Raw genomic sequence first — 20,489 nt, 5'->3', positions numbered from 1 at the left:
GCTCCTGTTTTTGTTTCAGCGCAGATGCGGAGCCGATCCGGCCAAGGCCTTGGGCCAGAAGGCCCAGAGCTTGAGCGGCTGCTTGATGCGGCCAGCCACATCGCCGGCCTCGGCCCCCCAGCCCATGAAATAGTCGGCGCGCACGGCGCCCAGAATCGCACTGCCCGTATCCTGCGCAAACACCAGGCGGTTGAGCGAGACCGTAGGGCCGGGCGTGGACAGCCAGACCGGCGTGCCGTAAGGGATGCTGTTGCGGTCCACGGCAATGGAGCGGCCCGGCGTCAGCGCCACGCCCTGCGCGCCCTTGGGGCCGAACTGGGCATCGAAGTCATTGAGCGCCTCCTCGCGGAAGAACACATAGCGCGGATTGCTCCAGAGCATCTCGTTGACACGCGAGGGATTGGCAGCAATCCAGGCGCTGATGCCGGGCCAGGTGGCATCGCGCACCAGGTTCTGGTCGAGCAGCCAGCGGCCCACGCTCTTGTAGGGCTGATCGTTGGTGCCGGCATAGGCCACGCGGATCATGCGCTGGCGACCGTCGGCCTCGGTCAGCATCAGCCGGCCCGAGCCCTGGATATGCAGCACCAGCATGTCCACCGGGTCGCGCAGCCAGGCAATGGCGCGGCCGGCCAGGGCGGCCTGCGCCTCGGGGATGGTGTCGATCTGCTGGCGCGTGAACCAGGGCTTGCGCTTGCCAAAGCCCTGCGGGACCTGATAGATGGGCACATTGAAGCCGTTGCCCTGCACCCGGCGCGCCTCGTACAAGGGCTCGTAATAAGCGGTCAGCATGCCGTCGGGGCTGCCCGTGGTCGCTTCGATGCGATAGGGCTGCAGCGTGTTCATCATCCAGCTGCGCTGCTCGTCTTCCGAGGCAATGCTCAGGCGGCGCACCTCGCCGCACAGATTGGCAAACACGGTGCTGGGACGCTCGCAGTTCTTGATCCAGGCATTCCAGGCCTCATTCAGAGAATCCTGGGGCACGCCGGGCAACTCGCCCCAGTCCACCGCCACCCAGCGGCTTTTAGTCGGTACATTGGCGGTGAACGGCGGCTTGGCTGCGGAAGCCGGCCCGCCATGCGGAGCCATCTCTGGCACCGGTGCCGGGTCGTTTTGCTGCTTGGTGGTGGTGCATGCCACCAGGGTTCCTACAATCAGCGCCAGTGAAGCTCGGCGCAGGAGATGGAAATTCATGGGTCTGATTTTGCTTGAAGCACTGCTGGCGTTGGCCATTTTGGTCGCTATTGTGTGGTGGACCATGTTCTCGGGTCGAAAAAAGGGTGAGTTGCCGGCCCCGGTCGAGCCGGCGCCGCACAAAGAAGTGCTTGCAGACCCCGAACAAGATCGCTCTAATCGAGCTTAGCCCATGGCGCTGCAGCCACTGCAGCGCGGGCCGGATGTGACAATCTTTTGCATCAGAAACCGCTCGCTGGCCCACGTCCTACTTTTTTTGCCTTCTCTTGGCAGTACGCTCGTGGCCTTGCAGCTTTTACGCGAAGCTGGTTTGCAAGACCCTCCGGGTCGTTTATCAAACTAAGGAGTTTTCTATGCGCAAGCAAATGGCTGTGACGGCCGCTCTGGCCTCTGCATTGTTGATCACCGGCTGCGCCAATACCGGCGGCATGTCGGACACCACGCGTCGTACTGCCACCGGTGCAGGCGTGGGCGCACTGGGCGGCGCTGCCATCGGCGCCATTGCTGGTGGCCATGCCGGCAAGGGTGCACTGATCGGTGCCGGTGTCGGCGCCCTGGGCTCCTATATCTGGTCGCAGAACCTCGAGAAGCAAAAGCGCGAAATGGAAGCCGCGACCCAGGGCACAGGCGTGGGCGTGACACAGACCGCGGACAACCAGCTCAAGCTGGACATCCCCAGCGATATTTCCTTTGACACCGGCCGCGCCGACATCAAGGGCAACTTCGCTCCCATCCTCGATCGCTTTGCCGAAGGTCTGCGCAACAACCCCAACGCAGAAGTGCGCATCATCGGTCACACCGACAGCACAGGCTCCGATGCCATCAACAACCCTCTGTCGCTGCAGCGCGCCGAGAGCACCCGCAACTATCTGACATCGCGCGGCGTCAATGGCGCCCGCATCCAGGTGCAGGGCATGGGCTCGCACCAGCCCGTGGCGTCCAATGCCACCAACGAAGGCCGTGCGCGCAACCGCCGCGTGGAAATTTTCGTGGGTGAGCGCGCTCCTCAGTAAGACAGGCACCAGCCAGCAAAAAGCCCCGCAAAGCGGGGCTTTTTTCATGCCGCGAAGGTTTGCGCTCAGGCGTTGCGCAGCAGATTGGCCAGCTCGACCGCCGACTTGACCTGCATCTTGTCGAAGACACGCGCCCGGTGCACTTCCACGGTGCGCACGCTGATATCGAGCTGATCGGCAATCAACTTGTTCGGCACACCCTCGACAACCAGTTTCATCACGTCCTTTTCCCGATCGGTCAGCTCGTCCAAGCGGCTGCGCACCTCTTCGCGCGCCTGCAAGGCGGCCAGATGCTCGGCAGACAGCGCCAGCGCCTGCTCCACCCGGTCCACCAGCGCGTTGTCGGAAAACGGCTTCTCGCAGAAATCGAAGGCACCGCGCTTGACCGTATCCACGGCCGTCGGAACATCGGCATGTCCGGTCAGAAAGATCACGGGCATGGCCTCGATCTGGCCGCGCTCCAGCATGCGGTTGAACAGCGACAGGCCGCTCATGCCCGTCATGCGCATATCGAGCAGCAGGCAACAGGGCCGGCGCGTCACGGGGCTGGTCTGCAGCACGGCCTGCTCGAATTCTTCGGCGTTGCGATAGCACTCGCTCAGCAATCGGCGCGAACGCAGCAGCCATGCCAATGCCTCTCGGACATCGGCATCGTCGTCCACCACGTAGACGGTAGCGTCGGTTACAGGTTCCATGAAGCCTAGTTCTCTCTGGGTTCCCAGTGGGCCGGCAGCGTGAAGACAAACTCCGTGCCCTGCGGGAGGTGCGGGCGGTAATCAAGATGACCACCATGTTGCTCCACCACCGTGCGGCACAGGCTCAGGCCCAGGCCCATGCCTTCGGTGCGCGTGGTGAAGAAGGGGGTGAACAGCTGCTCGGCGACTTCCGCAGAAATGCCTGCGCCGCAGTCCATGATGGAAAATTCTACCCAACGCGCGTTATTACCGTCAGAACTGCGCCTGACAGCCATGGTCAACACCCTTTCCTTGAGCTCGGGCAGGTCCATGGCCTGCATGCCGTTGCGCGCCAGATTGAGCAGCACCTGCTCGACCATGGTGACATCGCACAGCACCCCCGGCAGATCGGGCTCCAGCTCCAGCTGCACATGTGCATTGAGCTTGTGTGCCTGCAGATAGACCAAAGGCATGACGGCATCGATCAGCTCCACGGGCTGCACCGTCTCTCTGGACTTGTCGCGCCGGCGCACGAAATCGCGCACGCTCTTGATGACCTTGCCTGCGCGGTCGGCCTGAAAACTGATGCGCTCCAGAGCCATGCGCAAGTCCTTGAGATGCGGAGCTTGAGGGTCAGTCGACTCATGCTCCAGCAGATTGAGCGAGCCTGTGGCATAGCTGGAAATGGCGGCCAGCGGCTGGGTCAGCTCATGGCTGAGCATGGAGGCCATCTCGCCCACCGTCGCCAGGCGTGCCGTAGCCTGCAGGCGCTCCTGGGAGGCACGCGACAGCTCCTCCATGCGGCGCTGCTCGCTGATGTCGATGAAGGCGCTCATCCAGCCCGTGTGCTGGCCCTGGGCGGTGATCAGCGGCGCCTCGAAAATCAGCACCGGAAAGCGCGAGCCGTCCTTGCGCATGAAAACGCTCTCGTGACCCTGGCGCGGTGTGGGCAGCAAGCCGGCAAGGCGCTGATCGCGCCGGCTCACGTATTCCTGGGCCAGCTCGGGCGGCCAGTAAGGCGCCACATTGAGGCCCAGCAGCTCCTGTGCGCTGAAGCCCACCATATTGCAAAAGGCCGGGTTCACATAGGTGATGCGGCCCTGGAGATCGCGGGCACGCATGCCCGTGACCAGGGAGTCCTCCATGGCCTTGCGAAAGGCCAGCGCGTCGCCCAGATCGCGCTCCGCCCGCAGGCGGCGGCGGTTGTCGCGCACCAGCACCACCACCACGGACACCAGCGCGATCGACATGCCGGTCACCAGCGCCGTCATCACATTCGGAAAGACGCTGGGCGCGTGATGCCAGCTGTCCATGCGCAGCACCAGGGTGTTGCCGGGCAAATCAAGCAGTTGCTGGGCCGTGAACATGCGCGAGCCGCGCCAGGCCGCCCCCACCATGGCCAGACGCGTGCCGTCCGGCTCGGTGAACGAAACCTCCTGGGTGCGAGGCAGGGACTTGCCCACCTGGGCCATGAGAATGCCTTGCAGGCTGTAGGTGCCCAGCACATAGCCCACCACATGGCCGTTCTCCGTCAGCGGCATGCAGACCTGCATGGTCTCCGTGCCCAGGCCCTCGCCCAGCAGCTGGAAGCGGCTGGGGGAATACGATGGCCCGTTGACGCGTCTGGCCTGGGTACAGGTCAGTGTCTCGCCCGAATGCAGCTCGGGCAAATGGCTTTCGTCTTCGACCAGCAGGGTGCGATAAGGCGTCTCTGCATGCTCGATGAGGCGCATGTTTTCGCCCCGCCACTCGATGCGCATCAGGTCACGGCGCTGCTGCAGCAACTCGGTCGCATGCTCACGCCAGGCCGAGTGCTTGCCGCTGTAGGCGCTCAGTGCCAGCAGGTCCTGCAGATTGCGCCCCAGCGCTGCACGGATATCGCCAACGGCATTGGCGGTATCGCGCTCCAGCTTTTCCTGCACCTGCGATGCTTCATAGCGCCCGGCCAGCCAGACCATGGTGACCAGCATGCTCACCACCAGTGCCACCAGCAAGGTCCATAGCGACCAGCGCTTCCAGGCCATGCGCCAGCGCCGCCAGGGCCAATGGGCAGGATGGTCCTCGGGCAGCTCGTCAAGAGCGGTATTCAGCGGATCAGTCACAGCACACGATGGCTCAAGGCCGGCAATTGCTGGCGCACTTGCAGCAAGCGGTCACGATTGAGCTCTCCCGCCACCACGCCGGTGCCGCTGGCCTGCAGGCCCTGCACCTCGCCCCAGGGATCGATCAGCAGACTGTGGCCCCAGGTGCGACGACCGTTTTCATGCACGCCGCCCTGGCCCGGTGCCAGCACATAGGCCAGGTTCTCTATTGCCCGCGCCCGCAGCAACACCTCCCAGTGCGCCTGGCCCGTGGTGTAGGTAAAGGCACTTGGCACCAGCAGCAGATCGGCCCCCTGTGCGCTGAGCGCGCGGTACAGCTCGGGAAAGCGAAGGTCATAACAGACACTCAGGCCCAGACGCCAGCTCACGCCATTCCTGGCCTGTACGTCGCAGACCACGGGCTGACTGCCCGCCTGCACCACGACGGCCTCGGTATAGCTCTCGCGCCCGTTGTCGAACTGAAACAGGTGGATCTTGTCGTAGCGGGCCACGCATTCGCCGTCGGGTGAAGAGACCAGACTGGTGTTGAGCACATGGTTGTCGTCAGCGGCCTGCAGCGGCAGCGTGCCGGCCACCACCCATAGCTGCAGCTGCCTGGCGGCAGCGGCCATGAAGTCCTGGATCGGCCCCTGACCAAACACCTCGCGGTAGGCCAGCTTGTCGGTGTCCCTGGCTCCCATGGCACAGAAATACTCGGGCAGCACCACCAGCTCCGCGCCCAGGGCAGCGGCCTGCTGCATCAGGCTGCGCGCCTGTGCCAGATTGGCGGCGACATCCTGACCCGAGACCATTTGTAGAGCGGCAATCTTCATGGCTTCTCCTCTGAGCCTGGGGCGGCAGCGGGCTGCTTGCCGACACCGTCGGCACCGGCCTTGGGCACGCTGCGCCTGGGCAGCTCGGTCACCTGCGGGTCTTCCCAGCTGCCGTGGATATGGAACTCCTTGGTCGTGGCCGCAATCAGCGGGCCACGCAAAATCATCTGGGCCAGAAAGCTGCTCAGTCCCACCACGGGGTTGATGGCCGTGGCGACCAGGGAGGCGGACAGGGCGTTGATCTCCGGCACCACCACCACATGCAGGTCCTGGGTTTCCTTGTCGATATCGGCAGAGCCCTCCATCAGCACGGCCGCGTTCACACCCTTCATCTGCATGTTATTCGTCTTGGCTATGCCGCGCTCTATGGTGACATCGCCCCGCATGAAGTCGAACGAGAAGCCGTTGCGGAACACGTCGCGGAAGTCCAGCGTCAGCCGCCTGGGCAAGGACTGAAGGCTGAGCACGCCCAGCAGCTTGGCCAGTCCCGGATCTGCCTTGAGGAACTGGCCCTTTTGCACCTCCAGATGCACGGCGCCGGACATGGTCTTGAACTCCGGCGTCACGGGCGCTCCTGTCCAGCTGATTTCACCCTGCAGCTGACCCTGTCCATTGGCAACCACGCCAGGCATGTCAAAGCGATTGAGCAGCTTGCCCACATCGCGCAGATTGAGCTGGAACTGCAGCTGGGTCTGACCCGGGTGCTTTTTGTCACTGGAGCGCAGCCCCCAGGAACCCTGGGCCGTCAATGTCGCCTCGGGCGTGCTGATATTGAAGCGCGACAGCTGCCATTCGCGCTGCCCCGCGCCGACGGACAGCCCGTGATTGCGCGCCACCACATCCAGCTTGCCCAGCGAACGCTTGCCCAGTTGGAAGTCGTCCACGCTGACCTGCAAGGCCGGTAGCTCGCGCACATTGCCGGTCTGTTCCGCAGCAGCATCCAGCCCTTCGTCCGGGCCATCGGGAATGCTCAGACGCGAGAGCTTGGCGATGACAAGGCCGCCCGGCTCCTGAGCAGATGACTCGCGATACTCCACACGCCCCGCCAGCTCGCGTGACTGGATCTGACTGGTCCAGACCTTGTTGGCGTGGCTGAGCTGCAGCGACACATCATTGAGCGAGCGGCCATGGAGCTTGACCTCGCGCGCCTTGAGCGCCAGCTGCTGCGGCACAAACTGGCGCCAGCTCTCTTCCCCGGTACCAGGACCATCGGCAGCGCCCCCTGTGCCATCGGGCCACAAACGACTCCAGGCATCCAGATCAAGCACCGGCAGCCGCACCCTGGCCTGCAGGCCCGCAAGCGGCAAAGCGGCTTCCGCCTTGCCCGCCTCCACCAGCTCCAGGCTGCCGCGTGTGATGCGAGCCTGCGCCCCGCTGATATCGCGCTCCAGCAAGGCTGCTACCTGATTGCCCCATTGCACGCCGAACTGATCGGTCAGCGGCTTGGCCACGGCTGGCACTGTGCGGTTGACACGCAAGGCCAGGGAGCTGTCGGCCGCCTTGCCCAAAGGAGCTGGCAACATGACCGCCATGCCTTGCAGGTCGGACTGCAGACTGATTTCCGGCACGCTGTGCAGCACCTTGATCTGCAAGCCATAACGAGCCTGGCCTTGCAGATGCTTGCCCAGAGCCGCCAGTTCGCTCATCTCCTTGGCATCTCGCAGGCCCTGGGCCGTGGCAACACCGTCCACACGCACTTGCACCGGAGGCGTGGCGGCATCGGCGGCAGGCTTCATGCCGCCCTCTATGCGCACATCACCGCCCAGCGCTTTGGCCTGCACGCCCGAGAGCTGAAAGCCGGTCTCCGAAAACTGCACATTGCCGCGAAGTTGGCTGAGTGTGGGCACATCGGGCATCAGCTGCAGCGTATTGCCCGCCAGCGCCACTTCACCCTGTACCTTGCTGCGCTCCATATGCATGGTGGGCAGATGCAACCGGAGGCTGAGCTTGGCATTGCCCGTGGCCTTGCTGCTATCCAGAGCATGGGCAGTCAGCGCAGACAGGGCAGAGCCTTGAACCAGGTTCAGCATATCGCCCAGGGCTCCATGAGCCTTGGCGTTGACCTCCACCTCGGTCAGGTTCCAGTCGGCCACGCCGGCCTGTGCTTCATCAACCACGATGGCGGTATGCCCCAGAAAGCCCTTGGCTTTGCGCACCTGCATGGAGTTGCGGTCGAACACCAGCTCGCCCGAAAGCCTGGTCAGCGGCGGCCAGGGCTTTTCGCCGGGGCCAAGCAGATAGCCGGGCACGAACTGGTAGTTCACGTCATGTACCTGGGCACTGATGTGGAATTCGCCCTTGCCCGGTTTTTCAAACGGCACATGCTCGAGCTCGCCCTTGACGCGGAAGTTCACCGCGCTGGCCTGCCCCGTGGTGATGGCCTCGCGCACATAGCGCAGCGCATCGCTGCCCAGATCCTGGGGCAGATAGCGATAAATGCGCTCCCCCTTGGCGCGGCTGAGCTGCCCCTGCAGATCCAGCAGCCCCGGAAAGCGCGGCTGCTCCTTGGTCCCGGCACCGGACTGCCAGCTGGCCTGGGCCTGGCCTGCCGTGTCCTCATTGGCGAAACGCAGCCGGGGCACCTGCACCTTGATGGACTGGCCCTTGTCCAGCACCTGCCAGCGCACCAGGCTGTCGAACTGGTCGAACGGAATATCGGGGTCTTCAAACACTCCGGGGAAGCTCAGCATGGCCTGATTGGCGGCCGCTGTCTTGGTCAGCGTTGCCTCGCCGCTGTCCTGGTCCAGGCTGAACTTGCCGCTCAAGCCCCGCACGCCTGGAATACCTATGCTGTGCGGGCCATCCTGCGAAGCCTGGGAACGCAAGCCCAGCTGCTCGAAGCGCCCCGAAGCCTTGTATTGCGCCAGCTGCTGCAGAGGTCCGCGCCATGACAGCTTGAGATCACTCAGCAGTCCTGCCGGCGCAAGCGCCTTGAGCTGGGTCTGCACAGCCTGCGGCAGGGGCAGACGCTGCAGCATCTGCGCCGCAATGGCCAGGTCGATGCCATCGGCCTGAACGTCGCCATGCTCGCCCTGGCTGCCCTGCTCGGAAGCGCCGGTCGGCACATAGCGCAGGCTGAAATCGCCTCTGGGCCAGTTCAGGCCGTCATCGGCCGTGAACTGCAAACCCTGGACGGAAAACTGGTAACCGTTCTGGTTCTTGGCCCGCAGACGCCCCCGCAAGGCCTGCAGGGCCAGGGGCTCAGGTCTGTCCCGCCATTGAAGTTGCAGCGCCTGCACGGCGACATCGGCCACCCCGCCCACGGGCTGTCCGTGCTCCACATCCAGCCAGGCCCTGACCGAGCCCTTGCCCTGCTGCAGCTTCCAGTCCTGCGGACCCAGATACTGGCCAAGATGGGACAGGTCGATATGCGTGAAGTCCAGATAAGCCTGTCCGCTCCAGCGCTCCAGACGCCCTTCATGCACCGACAGCAAAGGCTCCTTGAAGTTGCCCATGACCGTAAAGCGCTGGCCCCAGTCCTGCGGCGGCGTGGCATCCAGCCGCAGGGAGTGATGCCAGCGCTTGTTGCGCAGCACCAGATCCACATCCTGCAGCTGCAAGGGCGCAGCATTGCGCAGCTCGTCCACCCACTGCAGCTTGCCGCTGCGGATGGCGATTTCGGGCTGGGAGAAGATCCAGTCAGAGTCGGTTCCCTGCCCCGGATCGGATGACACGGCAATACCGGCGACAAAGATCTGGCCGTCGGCATCGCGGCGGACCGTCAGATCCGGCCCCTCCAGATATATCTGCTCGACGCCCAGGGTCATCAGCGAATGGGCGGAGACCGCCACCACCACCTTGGGCAGCAGCAAGGCCTCACTCTTGTTCGCGGGGTCATGCAGGACTACGTCGCCCAGCTCGAAAGTCGGCACCAGACCCGATCGGTACGCATGCAGCCGGCCTATGGAAACCGGTACACCCAGGGTGCGTGAGGCCAGGGATTCCAGCTCGGGGCGCCACTGTTCGATTCGCGGCACAATCCAGAAATGGAGCACCCCCCACACGGTGGCCAGAAGCAGCCACAGGCTAAGGACCAGTCCCAGAGACCACCGTGCCAAGCTGGCCAGCCTATGAATTTGGCGAGTTGGGAGTGGTTTCGGTTCGATCATCGGTGGCCTAGCAATGGCAGGAATTATGACCGGCGCCCCCGTGCGCGTTTCGGTAACCACACGTTGCCGAGCTGATTACCTGCCTGCCTGACACCATTTTTTACGGTCCGCATGCAGTCCCCAGAGCAAGCAATGGCAGAAAACGCCCTCAATGTTCCTTCCCCGGCCCAGTACTCGCGCTTTGTGCAGCGCCTTCACCGCCGTTACGAGAACTGGTTTGATGCCTTGCCGCCGGGAGCCCCCGACCGGTCTCTGATGGAGCTGGCCCTGGGCACGCTGCACTCGCGCGGCCTGGATCTCTCCGCTTCACTGCGCGTGCTGCGCCAGCTGGTGATGGAGCGCATCATCGTGCTGGACTGCGAGCAAGGCGCTTCTCTTGGCGTGGTGACCAAGGCCGTCACCGAGCTGGCCGAGCTGGCCCTGGACCGTGCCTGCACCCAGGTGCGTGCCGAACTGGATGCCCGGCACGGCGCGCCCCAGGGGCCGACAGGTCAGGAAGTCCAGTTCTGGGTCATCGGCATGGGCAAGCTAGGTGCCCGCGAGCTCAATGTCTCCAGCGACATCGACCTGATCTACGTCTACGAACATGACGGCGACACCCGGGGGCAGGCCGACGGCCGCGGCGTGATTTCCAACCACGAGTACTTCGGCCGTGCCGTCAAAGGCATCTTCAGCCTGATCGGCGACACCACCGAGCACGGCTTTGTCTTTCGCGTCGACCTGGCCCTGCGGCCCAACGGCAATTCCGGCGCCCCCGCCGTCTCGCTGTCCTCGCTGGAGGAGTATCTGCAGATTCACGGCCGGGAGTGGGAGCGCTTTGCCTGGCTCAAGAGCCGCATCGTGGCGCCGCTGGCCGATATCCAGACCCCCAACGTCCAGGCCCTGCGCGGCGTGGTGCTGCCCTTTGTGTTCCGCCGCTATCTGGACTATGCGGTGTTTGACTCGCTGCGCAGCCTGCACCGCCAGATCCGCGACCACGCCTCCAAACGCAGCGCGGGCCACCCCGAGCGCGCCAATGACGTCAAGCTCTCGCGCGGTGGCATCCGCGAGATCGAATTCATCGTGCAGCTGCTGCAGGTGGTGCGCGGCGGCCAGTTCCCCGAGCTGCGCCGCCGACCCACGCTGGAAGCCCTGCAGCGCCTGGTGCAGGCCAATCTGATGAGCGCCGAGATTGCCGATGCGCTGAGCCGCGCCTACATCTTCTTGCGCCAGGTGGAGCACCGCATCCAGTACCTGGACGACCAGCAGACCCACGTGCTGCCCACACGCGACGATGATCTGCTGTGGATTGCCCGCACCCTGGGCTATGCCGATGCCTGCGGCTTTCTGCACCAGCTGGACGAGCACCGCGAACTGGTGGCGCAGGAGTTCGACACCTTGCTCGGCGGTGACTCCCAGCAATGCAGCAACGGTCACTGCAATGCCGCCAAGGCAGCGGCAGGCGGGCCGCCCACACCCAGAGACATCGAAGACCTGATCGAGGCCCTGCCCCCCTCGCTGGCAGGGCAGGTCGCCGACTGGCGCAGCAACACCCGCATCAACGGCCTGCGCGACGAGGCGCGGGCCCGTTTGTTCAGACTGGTGGAGCGCACCTCGCAATGGGTGGAAAGCGGCCAGTCCAGCGAAGAAGCCGCCAAACGCTTTCTGCAGTGGCTGGAGCCCCTGCTGCGCCGTGAAAGCTACCTCGCCTTGCTGCTGGAGCGCCCCGCAGTTCACGAGAGGCTGCTACATCTTTTGGGGGCGGCACGCTGGCCAGCACGTTACCTGCAGCAACACCCCGGCGTGATCGACGAGCTGGCCAGCGATGCCATCCTCAAGGAGCGCTTTGTCGCAGCAGACTTCGAGCATGAGCTGGCCATGCGTCTGGCAGCATTGCAGTCCACGGGCGAGGACGACGACGAAACCCTGCTCAATCTGCTGCGCCGCGCCCACCATGCCGAAGTCTTCCGCACGCTGGCTCGCGATATCGAAGGCCGCATTACCGTAGAGCAAGTGGCCGACGACCTCAGCGCCCTGGCCGACAGCGTGCTTCGCATCACGGCCCAATGGTGCTGGAGCCGGCTCAAGAGCCGCCATCGCGATACGCCACGTTTCGGCATCGTGGGCTACGGCAAGCTGGGCGGCAAGGAACTGGGCTACGGCAGCGATCTGGACATCGTCTTCGTCTTCGATGACGACGATGACCGCGCGCCCGAGGTCTACGCGGCCTATGTGCGCAAGCTCATCAACTGGCTGACCGTCAAGACCGGTGAAGGCGATCTGTTCGAGATCGACACCGCGCTGCGCCCCAACGGCAACTCGGGCCTGCTGGTGACCAGCTTCGAGTCCTATGCCAATTACCAGCAGCAGCGCGGCAGCAACACTGCCTGGACCTGGGAACACCAGGCCATGACGCGTGCCCGCTTTGTGCTGGGCAGCCGCGACTTTCCCTCGCCTGCAGGCGAGCCTGCGACCGATCTGCACCTGCATCAGCGCTTTGATGCGGTGCGCGAAGCCGTCATCACCGCACCCCGCGATGCCGCTGCTCTGCGCAACGAGATTGAAACCATGCGTGAGCGGGTGCGCGGCGCCCACCCGGTACGCGGCGGCCTGTTTGACGTCAAACACAGCCCCGGCGGCATGGTGGATGTGGAATTTGCCGTCCAGTACCTGGTGCTGGCCGAATCCGGCGCACACCGCGAGCTGATTGCCAACGTGGGCAATATCGCCTTGCTGCAGCGCGCCGAAGACGCGGGCCTGCTGCCCAAGGCAGTGGGCTATGAAGCAGCCAAGGCCTACCGCGAGCTGCGCCGCCTGCAACACGTGGCAAGACTGGATGAGCGCTCCGGACAGCTGGAACCAGAACAGGCCCAAGCCCAGCGTGAAGCGGTACTCAAGCTCTGGACTGCGGTGTTCGGGCCTGTCGCCTCAACGCAAAGCAGCTAGCTGTTCCAAGGGACTGGAGATTGGTGAGCACCTGCTTTTCGAGGCGCTGGCAGCATCCATCAAGATTTGCCTACAGGCATTGCCAAATTGTTACAAAAATGAAACCCACGGGGGCTGGAACTTCTGCAACAGTGTCTTATCTGATAGTCAAGTGCAATGAACTGACAGGTCTGCATTCACCAATTTCCAGTTGCGAAGCCCTTGGGTACGCCCATTGAACCATCCCCGGAGCGCTTCTCCTCCCTCCCTCTCTTAATTCGTTTCGGGATGCTTCGCAGCTTTTTTATGCCCCAAAAAAGGCCACTTTCGAGTGGCCTTTTCTTTGACGGCATGCAGCCACTCAGTGGGGCACGGTGTTCACAAAGCTGGGGCGCGCCGCCAGCTTGGCCAGCAAGGCAGCCAGGTTCGGATGCTCGGCGCGCCAGTCCATCTCGGGAAAGCGGAAATCCAGCCAGGCCAGGGCGCAGCCGACGCTGATATCTGCCAGCGTCAGATGCGTGCCTCCGCAGCAAAACGGCTTCTCGCCCAATCCCTGAGACATGACCTTGAGCGCGGCCTGGACCTTGCCCATCTGGCGGTCCATCCAGGCCTGGCTGCGCTGCTCTGCGCTGCGGCCGGGCCAGGTGGCCTCCAGCCGCACCAGAACCGCGGCGTCCAGCATGCCGTCAGCCAGGGCCTCCCAGGTCTTGACCTCGGCGCGCTCGCGGCCCGTGCCCGGAATCAGCTTACCGACCGGCGAAAGTGTGTCCAGATATTCGACGATGACGCGCGAATCGAACATCGCCTCCGTGCCGTCCATCACCAGACGCGGCACCTTGCCCAGAGGATTGCCCGTACCGGGTGAAAGCGCTTCCTCCCAGGGGTTCTCTTCGACGAATTGATAGTCCAGCTTCTTTTCGGCCAGCACGACGCGGACTTTGCGCACAAAGGGGCTGGTGGTGGAGCCTATTAGTTTCATAGCAGCGGTTCCATGACACGAGTCACCGGCGACGGGCCGGTGCAATGATTCTATGCGCTGGCATGACGGCACGGCTGCCGTCGCAAAGGGCTTGCATGCATGCCAGCCACGGCTGCCGAGCAACCCAGCGCTGCGTGCGACTGATGCAGCGCACCTACAATTGCGCCACCATGAACCTGTCCTCCCTCACCGCCATCTCTCCCTTGGACGGCCGCTACGCCGCCAAGCTGTCCGCACTGCGCCCCATCATGAGCGAATACGGCTATATGCACCGCCGTGTTCAGGTCGAGGTGACCTGGTTCATCGCGCTGTCGGATGCCGGCTTTGCCGAATTCCCCGCGCTGTCGGCCGAATCGCGCGACTATCTGCACGCTCTGGTCGCCAACTTCTCCGAAGCCGATGCAGACGCCATCAAGGCCATCGAGAAGACCACCAACCACGACGTCAAGGCCGTGGAGTACTGGATCAAGTCCAAGTTCGACGGTCGCGCCGAGCTGCAAAAGGCCGCCGAGTTCGTGCACTTTGCCTGCACCAGCGAAGACATCAACAACACCAGCCACGCCCTGCAGATCCGCGTCGGCCGTGACACCGTGCTGATGCCCGCCATTGACGGCATCATCGCCAAGCTGCGCGAGATGGCCCACCTCTACGCCGAAGTGCCCATGCTCAGCCGCACCCACGGCCAGACCGCCTCTCCCACCACCGTGGGCAAGGAACTGGCCAATGTGGTCGTGCGCCTGCAAAAGGCCGCTGCCAACATCGCCGGCGTGAAGATCCTGGGCAAGATGAACGGCGCCGTGGGCAACTACAACGCCCACCTGTCGGCCTGGCCCGAGTTCGACTGGGAAGCCTTCAGCCAGAGCGTGGTGGAATCGGCCGAGCCCAAGGGTCTGGGCATCAGCTTCCAGCCCTACTCCATCCAGATCGAGCCCCATGACTACATGGCCGAGCTGTTCGATGCCATGGCTCGCACCAACACCATCCTGATCGACCTGTCGCGCGACATCTGGGGCTATGTGTCCCTGGGCTTCTTCAAGCAGCGCCTCAAAGCCGGCGAGATCGGCTCGTCCACCATGCCCCACAAGGTCAATCCCATCGACTTCGAGAACTGCGAAGGCAATCTGGGCATGGCCAACGCCATGCTCAAGCATCTGGCCGAGAAGCTGCCCATCAGCCGCTGGCAGCGTGACCTGACCGATTCCACCGTGCTGCGCAACATCGGCGTGGCCTTTGGCTACACCACGCTGGCCTACGCCTCGCTGATGACCGGCCTGAACAAGCTCGAACTCAACGAAGAGCGCCTGCAGGAAGACCTGAACCACGCCTGGGAAGTGCTGGCCGAGCCCATCCAGACCGTGATGCGCCGCTATGGCGTGCAGGGCGCCTACGAAAAGCTCAAGGAAGTCACGCGCGGCAAGACCGTGCTGGCCGAAGACCTGCACCGCCTGATCAACGGTCTGGAAATCCCCCAGGCCGACAAGGACCGTCTGCTGGCCATGACGCCTGCCTCCTACATCGGCAAGGCTGCCGAGCTGGCCAAGCGCGTTTGATTCGCAAGTTTGATCCGCAAAAAAGGATAGCTGCTATCGCTTGATACTCAAGCTTTTCAGCATCAAAGAGCTGCCAAAGCCAATGTTGATTGGCGATGGCAGCTCTTGTTTTTGATAGTTTTCAAAAGGACTGCCTGCGGGCAGCACCGCCATGGCCATCAAGTCCACCATCTTCAAAGCCAATCTGTCGATTGCCGACATCGACCACAACTACTACGCCGACCACAACCTGACGCTGGCGCGCCATCCCAGCGAAACCGATGACCGCATGATGGTGCGCCTGGTGGCCCTGGCGCTGAACGCCTGGAAGCTGCAAGACCTGTGCAATGGTGACGGCACGCTGGGCTTTGGCATTGGTTTGTCCGACCCTGATGATCCGGACGTGCACATCACCGACTACACCGGCCAGAAGCGTCTGTGGATCGAAGTCGGCCAGCCCGACGAAAAGCCCATCACCAAAGCCTGCAACAAGTCCGACCATATGCTGGTCTACCCCTTCAACCACGCCGCCCATGTCTGGTGGAAGGGTCTGGAAGGCAAGCTAGCCCGCCAGAGCAAGCTGGAAGTGCATTACATCGACTCGGAAGTGGCCCAGCAACTGGGTGCGCTGGCCGAGCGCAGCATGCAACTGCAGGCCACGATTCAGGAAGGCCAGCTCACCCTGTCCAGCAATCTGGGCACGGTGTTTGTCGAGCCCACGCGCTGGAAATAAGCTTCAGAAACTCTGGCCGCGCCGCTCCGCCGCGCGCTCCGCATAGCGGGTGAAGCGCCAGGAGTCGCCCTCGACCGTGATGCGGCGCCATACGGCCCGCTTCTCGGCGGGCTCCATGGCCGTCCAGTACTGCACCTCGTCGAAACTGCGGCCGCAGCCCTTGCATTTCTCGTCGCCCTGGCTGGTGGAGCAGATAGCAATGCAAGGCGTATCGGGCATGGTGTCGAACCAGGCCAGCCAGGCAGCCATGGCATGTGACGGGAAACCCTCCACCGCCACCTCGGACTCGCAGGCATAAATCATCAGCGCATACACCTCGGCCAGGGCCTTGACCTCGGGTGCCAGCAGCACGCCGTCGGGCGATGGAGCACGACCTCGCCAGTAATTGATGGCGGCTTCGATGTCGGTGATGTGAATAGCAGTCATGGAGCAGGCATCATAAGCCGCTGCCATGAGGCCTGCGCCAGCAAGGTTGCTTCGTTTTTGGTAGCTGCCTGCGCTTTGTGCAAAGGCTCTGCAAGACGACTACTCAATATAAAACCTGTGAACTAGATGGGGTTTGAAACTTGAAATCCCATGCCTGCTGTGTTGAAATGCGCAGCTTCGAAGGGGAGTAGCTTATCGGGCGCATGCTTTGCGTCATGAGCGGATGGTCGTCAATACGAAGCGCAAGCTTCCGGCCATACGGTTTGCAGCCAGGCTGCAATCGAGCAAGACCTTTGATAGGCCGATGACGGTCAATCAAAGTGTCTGCCCCTGCACGATTCCTCGCGCGGGTTTGCGCTTCGACTTACGTCACCTTGGTCTTCACCCGCTGGCGTCAAGTGCCAAACCTATGCAGACTGCACCAGCGGCATTCCACAACGAGGAAAAATCACATGGATCTGGACTTTCTGACCCACACGCCCTTCTGGATTGCGCTGGGCCAAATCATCATCATCGACATCCTGCTCGGCGGCGACAACGCGGTCGTGATCGCACTGGCCTGCCGCAAGCTGCCACCCGAGCAGCGTCGCAAGGGCATCATCTACGGTACTGCCGGCGCCATCATCTTGCGCATCATCCTGATCGCCTTTGCCATGGTGCTGCTGCAGCTGCCATTCCTGAAGGTCGTGGGTGCCATACTGCTGATCTGGATCGGTATCAAGCTGATTGCTCCCGATGACGAAGGTCACGACAACATCGAAGGCAGCGACAAGCTGTTTGCCGCCATCAAGACCATCATCGTCGCCGACCTGGTGATGTCCGTGGACAACGTGATCGCCATCGCCGGTGCAGCCCAGAGCTCGGGCGACCACCAGATGCTGCTGATCGTGCTGGGTCTGCTGATTTCCGTGCCCATCATCGTCTGGGGCTCGCAGCTGGTCATCAAGCTGATGGAGCGCTTCCCCATGATCATCGTGGCCGGCGGCATGCTGCTGGGCTGGATCGCGGGCGGCATGTTCGTGACCGACCCCGTGTTCGTGAACACCGACAAGTGGCTGTGGATGCCCAAGCTGGGCACGACCGATGCACAAGGTCTGGCCGAGATCTCCAAGACCCTGTACTGGGCAGCCCATATCGGCGGCGCATTGCTGGTTCTGGCCCTGGGCAAGTTCATTGCCAGCCGCCGCCCTGCGGTTGCAGCCCACTAAGTCTGGAAAATCCAGCAATTCGTGAAGGAATGCGGGAACTGACCGCAGCCTTCACGACTCACAATAGAAACAAGTCGGCACATTCCTACAGATGTGCCGCATTCTTCAACCTTCGTTCCCGTTAGGACGCACTTTGAACCCCATCATTGTTTACGTGGATGACGCCACATACGCCCAGCCTATGCTCGAGGCACTGGCGGGATCGAGCCAGGCGGCTTCCTCCCACTGGTTGCTGGTGGCCTGTGCTCCGCGCATGACCCACCGTGTGAGCAAATGGGTCAGCCATCGCGCTCGCGAGAACTGGCGCGGCAAATGGGCCGACAAGCTGTTTGCGGCGCTGATGCCCGTCATGGCGACGAGCGGCGGCAAGGTCACGCCCGTCTTGGCCAAGGGCCCGCTGACCGAGCTGGTTACCGAGCTGCAGCAAGAACATGGCGCAGCACAGATCATCGACGCCCGCCGCCCCAAGCAGGAGGCTGTACAAGCCGCTCCCGTCAAGGCCAACGCCAAGACAGGCGCCACCGGCGGCCGCTGGAATCTGCCCGGCACCATGGCGGCGATTGCCGCCATGATGGGCTTTGTGATCGACGACTCGCTCTCGATTTAAGAGCGCCAAGCATTCTCTGAATAAGCCTTGCGCGGCCAAAGCCTCGCAAGGCTTTTTTTATGATGTGCCGCGATGACCGCAGACACAGCCTGCTGCTATGCTGGTCAGCATGAAAATCCTCGTCAAATGGCTTCTTTGCGCGGCGGCTCTTCTCGCGGTCGCCTATGTCTACAGCGGCGTACAGGTACAGAGCTTCGGCTCGGCCATGATTGCGGCCCTGGTCATCGGCCTGCTCAACACCATCATTCGCCCCATCCTGGTGATACTGACGCTGCCCGTGACCATCATCACCGTGGGTCTGTTCCTGCTGGTGGTCAACGGCCTGATGTTCTGGATGGCCTCCGGCATCCTTGGCGGCTTCCATGTCACCGGCTTCTGGGCCGCCATGCTGGGTGCGCTGATCTACTCAGTGCTGGGCCTACTTATTGACCGCCTTGTCGCGCAGCTGTTCCCGGAGTAACTCTTCCACGGCACGCAAACGCGTGTCGATGATGGAAGCCTCGAAGTAATCGGCGCCGGCACCAGCCTTGCGGGCCAGATCCTGCGCAGCCTTGAAGCGATCCACCGCTGCTGCATAGTCATAGTGCGCCACCTGGGCCTCGGCCTCGGCCCTCAGGGCACGCATTTCCTGGCCCTGGCTGCGCCATACGCGGGCCAGCGTCTGCCAGGCAGAGCCATCGCGGGGATGGTCCGTCACCCAGGTCTGCAAGGGGCTGGCCATGGAGCCAGCCTGGTTGAGCCTGAGCAGGATTTCCGTCTTGAGCAACAGCTCTGGCCTGCGCGGTGCGACCCGCTCCACCACGTCAATCGTGGCCAAACTCGGCCCGGCCTCGCGCGGCCCGGCCAGATTGCCGCTGGCCGTGACCCTGGGCGCCGCCTGGGGCGCATTGCCGGACTGCAGCGGCAAGGCCGCCAAGGCCGCCTGCGGGTTGTCGGCCTTGAATTCGAGTTCGGCATTCAGCCATCTGGCCTGAATATTCGCTGGCGCATTGCCCACCGTCGCCGCCAGCAGCCGCTGCACCATCTCACGCGCCAACGGCCAGTCGCGCAGATACATGGCGCTGAGAGTGGCTGCATAGAGCTGAGCGACCTGCTCGAACTGGCTCAAACTGGAAAAACTGCCGGAACGCGGCAGCCTGGCCCATTGGCGGCGCACCTCGACACCGGGATTGGAAATCACACGGGCGCGGGCCGACATCATCACATGTTCCAGCGTGGGCACGGGGTCGGCCGCGCGCTTGCCCGGCGGAATGCGTGAATCCATGTCCGCGATGCGCTGGGTGGTCAAGGGGTGGCTGCGCAGATAGGGCCAGCTGCCGTTGTCATTGAGCCGACTGGCCTGCTGCAGCTTGCCGAACATGCTCACAAAACCCTGGGGGGCAAAGCCGGCGGGAGACATCAGGCTGTAGCCCATGCGGTCCGCCTCGCTCTCCATGGCGCGCGAGAAATTCAGCTGGTTCTGCATCACGGCCGCCGGCCCGCCCATCATGATGGCCATGGCCGCATCGGGGCTGCGCGTGGCCGCCAGGGCGCCCAGGAGCATGGAAGCCAGCATCAGCGGCGTCTGCTTGCCTTGCTGCGCCATCATGCGGGCAATGTGGCGCTGGGTGATGTGGCTGGTTTCATGGGCAATGACCGAGGCCAGCTCATCGCCGCTGCTGACCACGCCGATCAGGCCCAGATAGACGCCCATATAGCCGCCGGGCAGCGCAAACGCGTTGACCTGGCGATCCTTGCCCAGGAGCAGCGTCCAGGCAAAGCGCTCCTCCAGCTCGGGCGACAGCTCGCCATTCTTGCGCGCCGCATCCTGCAGATGCAGCCAGATGCCTTCCACATACTCCTGCAGCACCGGGTCGTCCAGATAGTCCGGGTCGCGGTAGAGTTCCTTGACGATGGAATCGCCCAGGCGCCGCTCCTCACCCGTGGTCAGCGACGATGCACCGTCGCCCAGGGTCGGCAAGCCCGCCGCCTGCGCAGAGCAAGCCAATGGGGATACGGCCTGAATAGCTATCAAAACAGAAGCTGTCAGCGCTTTTAGAATATGAACAGTACGCAGTTTTGGCATCAAAAATGGCATGGCAATCACAGCATTGCCGACATACGGATCTTCCATATGCCGACCATTCAACACCCCACTATGATGCCTTGATTGATGGATGCGGCGAGATGCCCGCCTGTGATGCCCAGGTATAGCCGCCCTCC

At 63.3% G+C, this 20,489-nt stretch carries 16 protein-coding genes; 8 read left to right on the top strand and 8 right to left on the bottom strand.

What is annotated here, in order from left to right:
- Positions 1-15 precede the first annotated feature (15 nt).
- Complete coding sequence (gene mltA / locus CTATCC11996_RS01510) at positions 16-1,191, bottom strand: murein transglycosylase A (protein WP_003072236.1); 1,176 nt, start codon at positions 1,189-1,191, stop codon at positions 16-18.
- Between mltA and CTATCC11996_RS25845 the strand changes: the two genes are divergently transcribed.
- Together CTATCC11996_RS25845 and CTATCC11996_RS01505 are read left to right on the top strand one after the other, a co-directional pair.
- Positions 1,190-1,360 (top strand): hypothetical protein, encoded by a 171-nt coding sequence (locus CTATCC11996_RS25845; RefSeq protein WP_003072234.1) that lies wholly within the window; start codon positions 1,190-1,192, stop codon positions 1,358-1,360. The two genes, mltA and CTATCC11996_RS25845, sit on opposite strands and share 2 nt — an antisense overlap.
- 184 nt (positions 1,361-1,544) lie before the next feature.
- A complete protein-coding gene (locus CTATCC11996_RS01505) occupies positions 1,545-2,204 on the top strand; it encodes a YiaD family glycine zipper/OmpA-like lipoprotein (protein WP_003066797.1) in 660 nt (219 codons plus the stop codon).
- A 65-nt stretch (positions 2,205-2,269) separates the two neighbouring features.
- On the opposite strand, the gene CTATCC11996_RS01500 is transcribed toward CTATCC11996_RS01505, so the two are convergent.
- Genes CTATCC11996_RS01500 through CTATCC11996_RS01485 form a run of 4 tightly spaced genes read right to left on the bottom strand, consistent with a single transcriptional unit; the run spans position 2,270 to position 9,850 of the window.
- Positions 2,270-2,899, bottom strand: a complete 630-nt coding sequence (locus CTATCC11996_RS01500) for a response regulator transcription factor (RefSeq protein WP_003066795.1) — start codon at positions 2,897-2,899, stop codon at positions 2,270-2,272.
- A gap of 5 nt (positions 2,900-2,904) precedes the next feature.
- The gene (locus CTATCC11996_RS01495; RefSeq protein ID WP_003072231.1) at positions 2,905-4,980 is read right to left on the bottom strand and encodes a two-component system sensor histidine kinase NtrB; all 2,076 of its coding nucleotides are present in this window, start codon (positions 4,978-4,980) and stop codon (positions 2,905-2,907) included.
- Positions 4,977-5,792 carry a carbon-nitrogen hydrolase family protein gene (locus tag CTATCC11996_RS01490; RefSeq protein WP_003072229.1) on the bottom strand — a complete coding sequence of 272 codons (816 nt, stop codon included), beginning with the start codon at positions 5,790-5,792 and terminating at the stop codon, positions 4,977-4,979. Before CTATCC11996_RS01490 ends, CTATCC11996_RS01495 begins: the two co-directional genes overlap by 4 nt.
- Positions 5,789-9,850 carry a YhdP family protein gene (locus CTATCC11996_RS01485; protein ID WP_003072227.1) on the bottom strand — a complete coding sequence of 1,354 codons (4,062 nt, stop codon included), beginning with the start codon at positions 9,848-9,850 and terminating at the stop codon, positions 5,789-5,791. The genes CTATCC11996_RS01490 and CTATCC11996_RS01485 overlap by 4 nt, the downstream gene beginning before the upstream one ends.
- 183 nt (positions 9,851-10,033) lie before the next feature.
- Between CTATCC11996_RS01485 and glnE the strand changes: the two genes are divergently transcribed.
- Complete coding sequence (glnE, locus tag CTATCC11996_RS01480; protein WP_003072224.1) at positions 10,034-12,826, top strand: bifunctional [glutamate--ammonia ligase]-adenylyl-L-tyrosine phosphorylase/[glutamate--ammonia-ligase] adenylyltransferase; 2,793 nt, start codon at positions 10,034-10,036, stop codon at positions 12,824-12,826.
- Positions 12,827-13,166: 340 nt separating this feature from the next.
- On the opposite strand, the gene CTATCC11996_RS01475 is transcribed toward glnE, so the two are convergent.
- Positions 13,167-13,784, bottom strand: a complete 618-nt coding sequence (locus CTATCC11996_RS01475) for a glutathione S-transferase C-terminal domain-containing protein (protein WP_003072223.1) — start codon at positions 13,782-13,784, stop codon at positions 13,167-13,169.
- A gap of 170 nt (positions 13,785-13,954) precedes the next feature.
- On the opposite strand from CTATCC11996_RS01475, the gene purB reads away from it, so the two are divergent.
- Both purB and CTATCC11996_RS01465 read left to right on the top strand, forming a co-directional pair.
- On the top strand, positions 13,955-15,334 hold the full coding sequence (purB, locus tag CTATCC11996_RS01470) for an adenylosuccinate lyase (protein WP_003072221.1): 1,380 nt from the start codon (positions 13,955-13,957) through the stop codon (positions 15,332-15,334).
- A gap of 151 nt (positions 15,335-15,485) precedes the next feature.
- Positions 15,486-16,046, top strand: a complete 561-nt coding sequence (locus CTATCC11996_RS01465) for a YaeQ family protein (protein ID WP_003072218.1) — start codon at positions 15,486-15,488, stop codon at positions 16,044-16,046.
- Positions 16,047-16,049: 3 nt separating this feature from the next.
- Here the strand turns inward: CTATCC11996_RS01465 and CTATCC11996_RS01460 are convergent, their stop codons facing one another.
- Positions 16,050-16,499 carry a DUF3717 domain-containing protein gene (locus CTATCC11996_RS01460; protein ID WP_003072217.1) on the bottom strand — a complete coding sequence of 150 codons (450 nt, stop codon included), beginning with the start codon at positions 16,497-16,499 and terminating at the stop codon, positions 16,050-16,052.
- A gap of 425 nt (positions 16,500-16,924) precedes the next feature.
- Here CTATCC11996_RS01460 and CTATCC11996_RS01455 point away from each other — a divergent pair, with 425 nt between their 5' ends.
- From CTATCC11996_RS01455 to CTATCC11996_RS01445, 3 genes are all read left to right on the top strand, one after another.
- On the top strand, positions 16,925-17,680 hold the full coding sequence (locus CTATCC11996_RS01455) for a TerC family protein (protein WP_003066777.1): 756 nt from the start codon (positions 16,925-16,927) through the stop codon (positions 17,678-17,680).
- A 133-nt stretch (positions 17,681-17,813) separates the two neighbouring features.
- The gene (locus CTATCC11996_RS01450) at positions 17,814-18,287 is read left to right on the top strand and encodes a hypothetical protein (RefSeq protein ID WP_003072214.1); all 474 of its coding nucleotides are present in this window, start codon (positions 17,814-17,816) and stop codon (positions 18,285-18,287) included.
- A gap of 109 nt (positions 18,288-18,396) precedes the next feature.
- The gene (locus tag CTATCC11996_RS01445; protein WP_034348032.1) at positions 18,397-18,747 is read left to right on the top strand and encodes a phage holin family protein; all 351 of its coding nucleotides are present in this window, start codon (positions 18,397-18,399) and stop codon (positions 18,745-18,747) included.
- Here CTATCC11996_RS01445 and CTATCC11996_RS01440 read toward each other — a convergent pair.
- Positions 18,706-20,352 (bottom strand): M48 family metalloprotease, encoded by a 1,647-nt coding sequence (locus CTATCC11996_RS01440; protein WP_034348030.1) that lies wholly within the window; start codon positions 20,350-20,352, stop codon positions 18,706-18,708. The two genes, CTATCC11996_RS01445 and CTATCC11996_RS01440, sit on opposite strands and share 42 nt — an antisense overlap.
- Positions 20,353-20,489: the final 137 nt, after the last annotated feature.

The organism is Comamonas testosteroni ATCC 11996, from assembly GCF_000241525.1.
GTDB lineage: Bacteria > Pseudomonadota > Gammaproteobacteria > Burkholderiales > Burkholderiaceae_C > Comamonas > Comamonas testosteroni.
The sequence above is the reverse complement of the archived record's forward strand: the minus strand, read 5'-3'. Positions and strand labels throughout refer to the sequence as shown.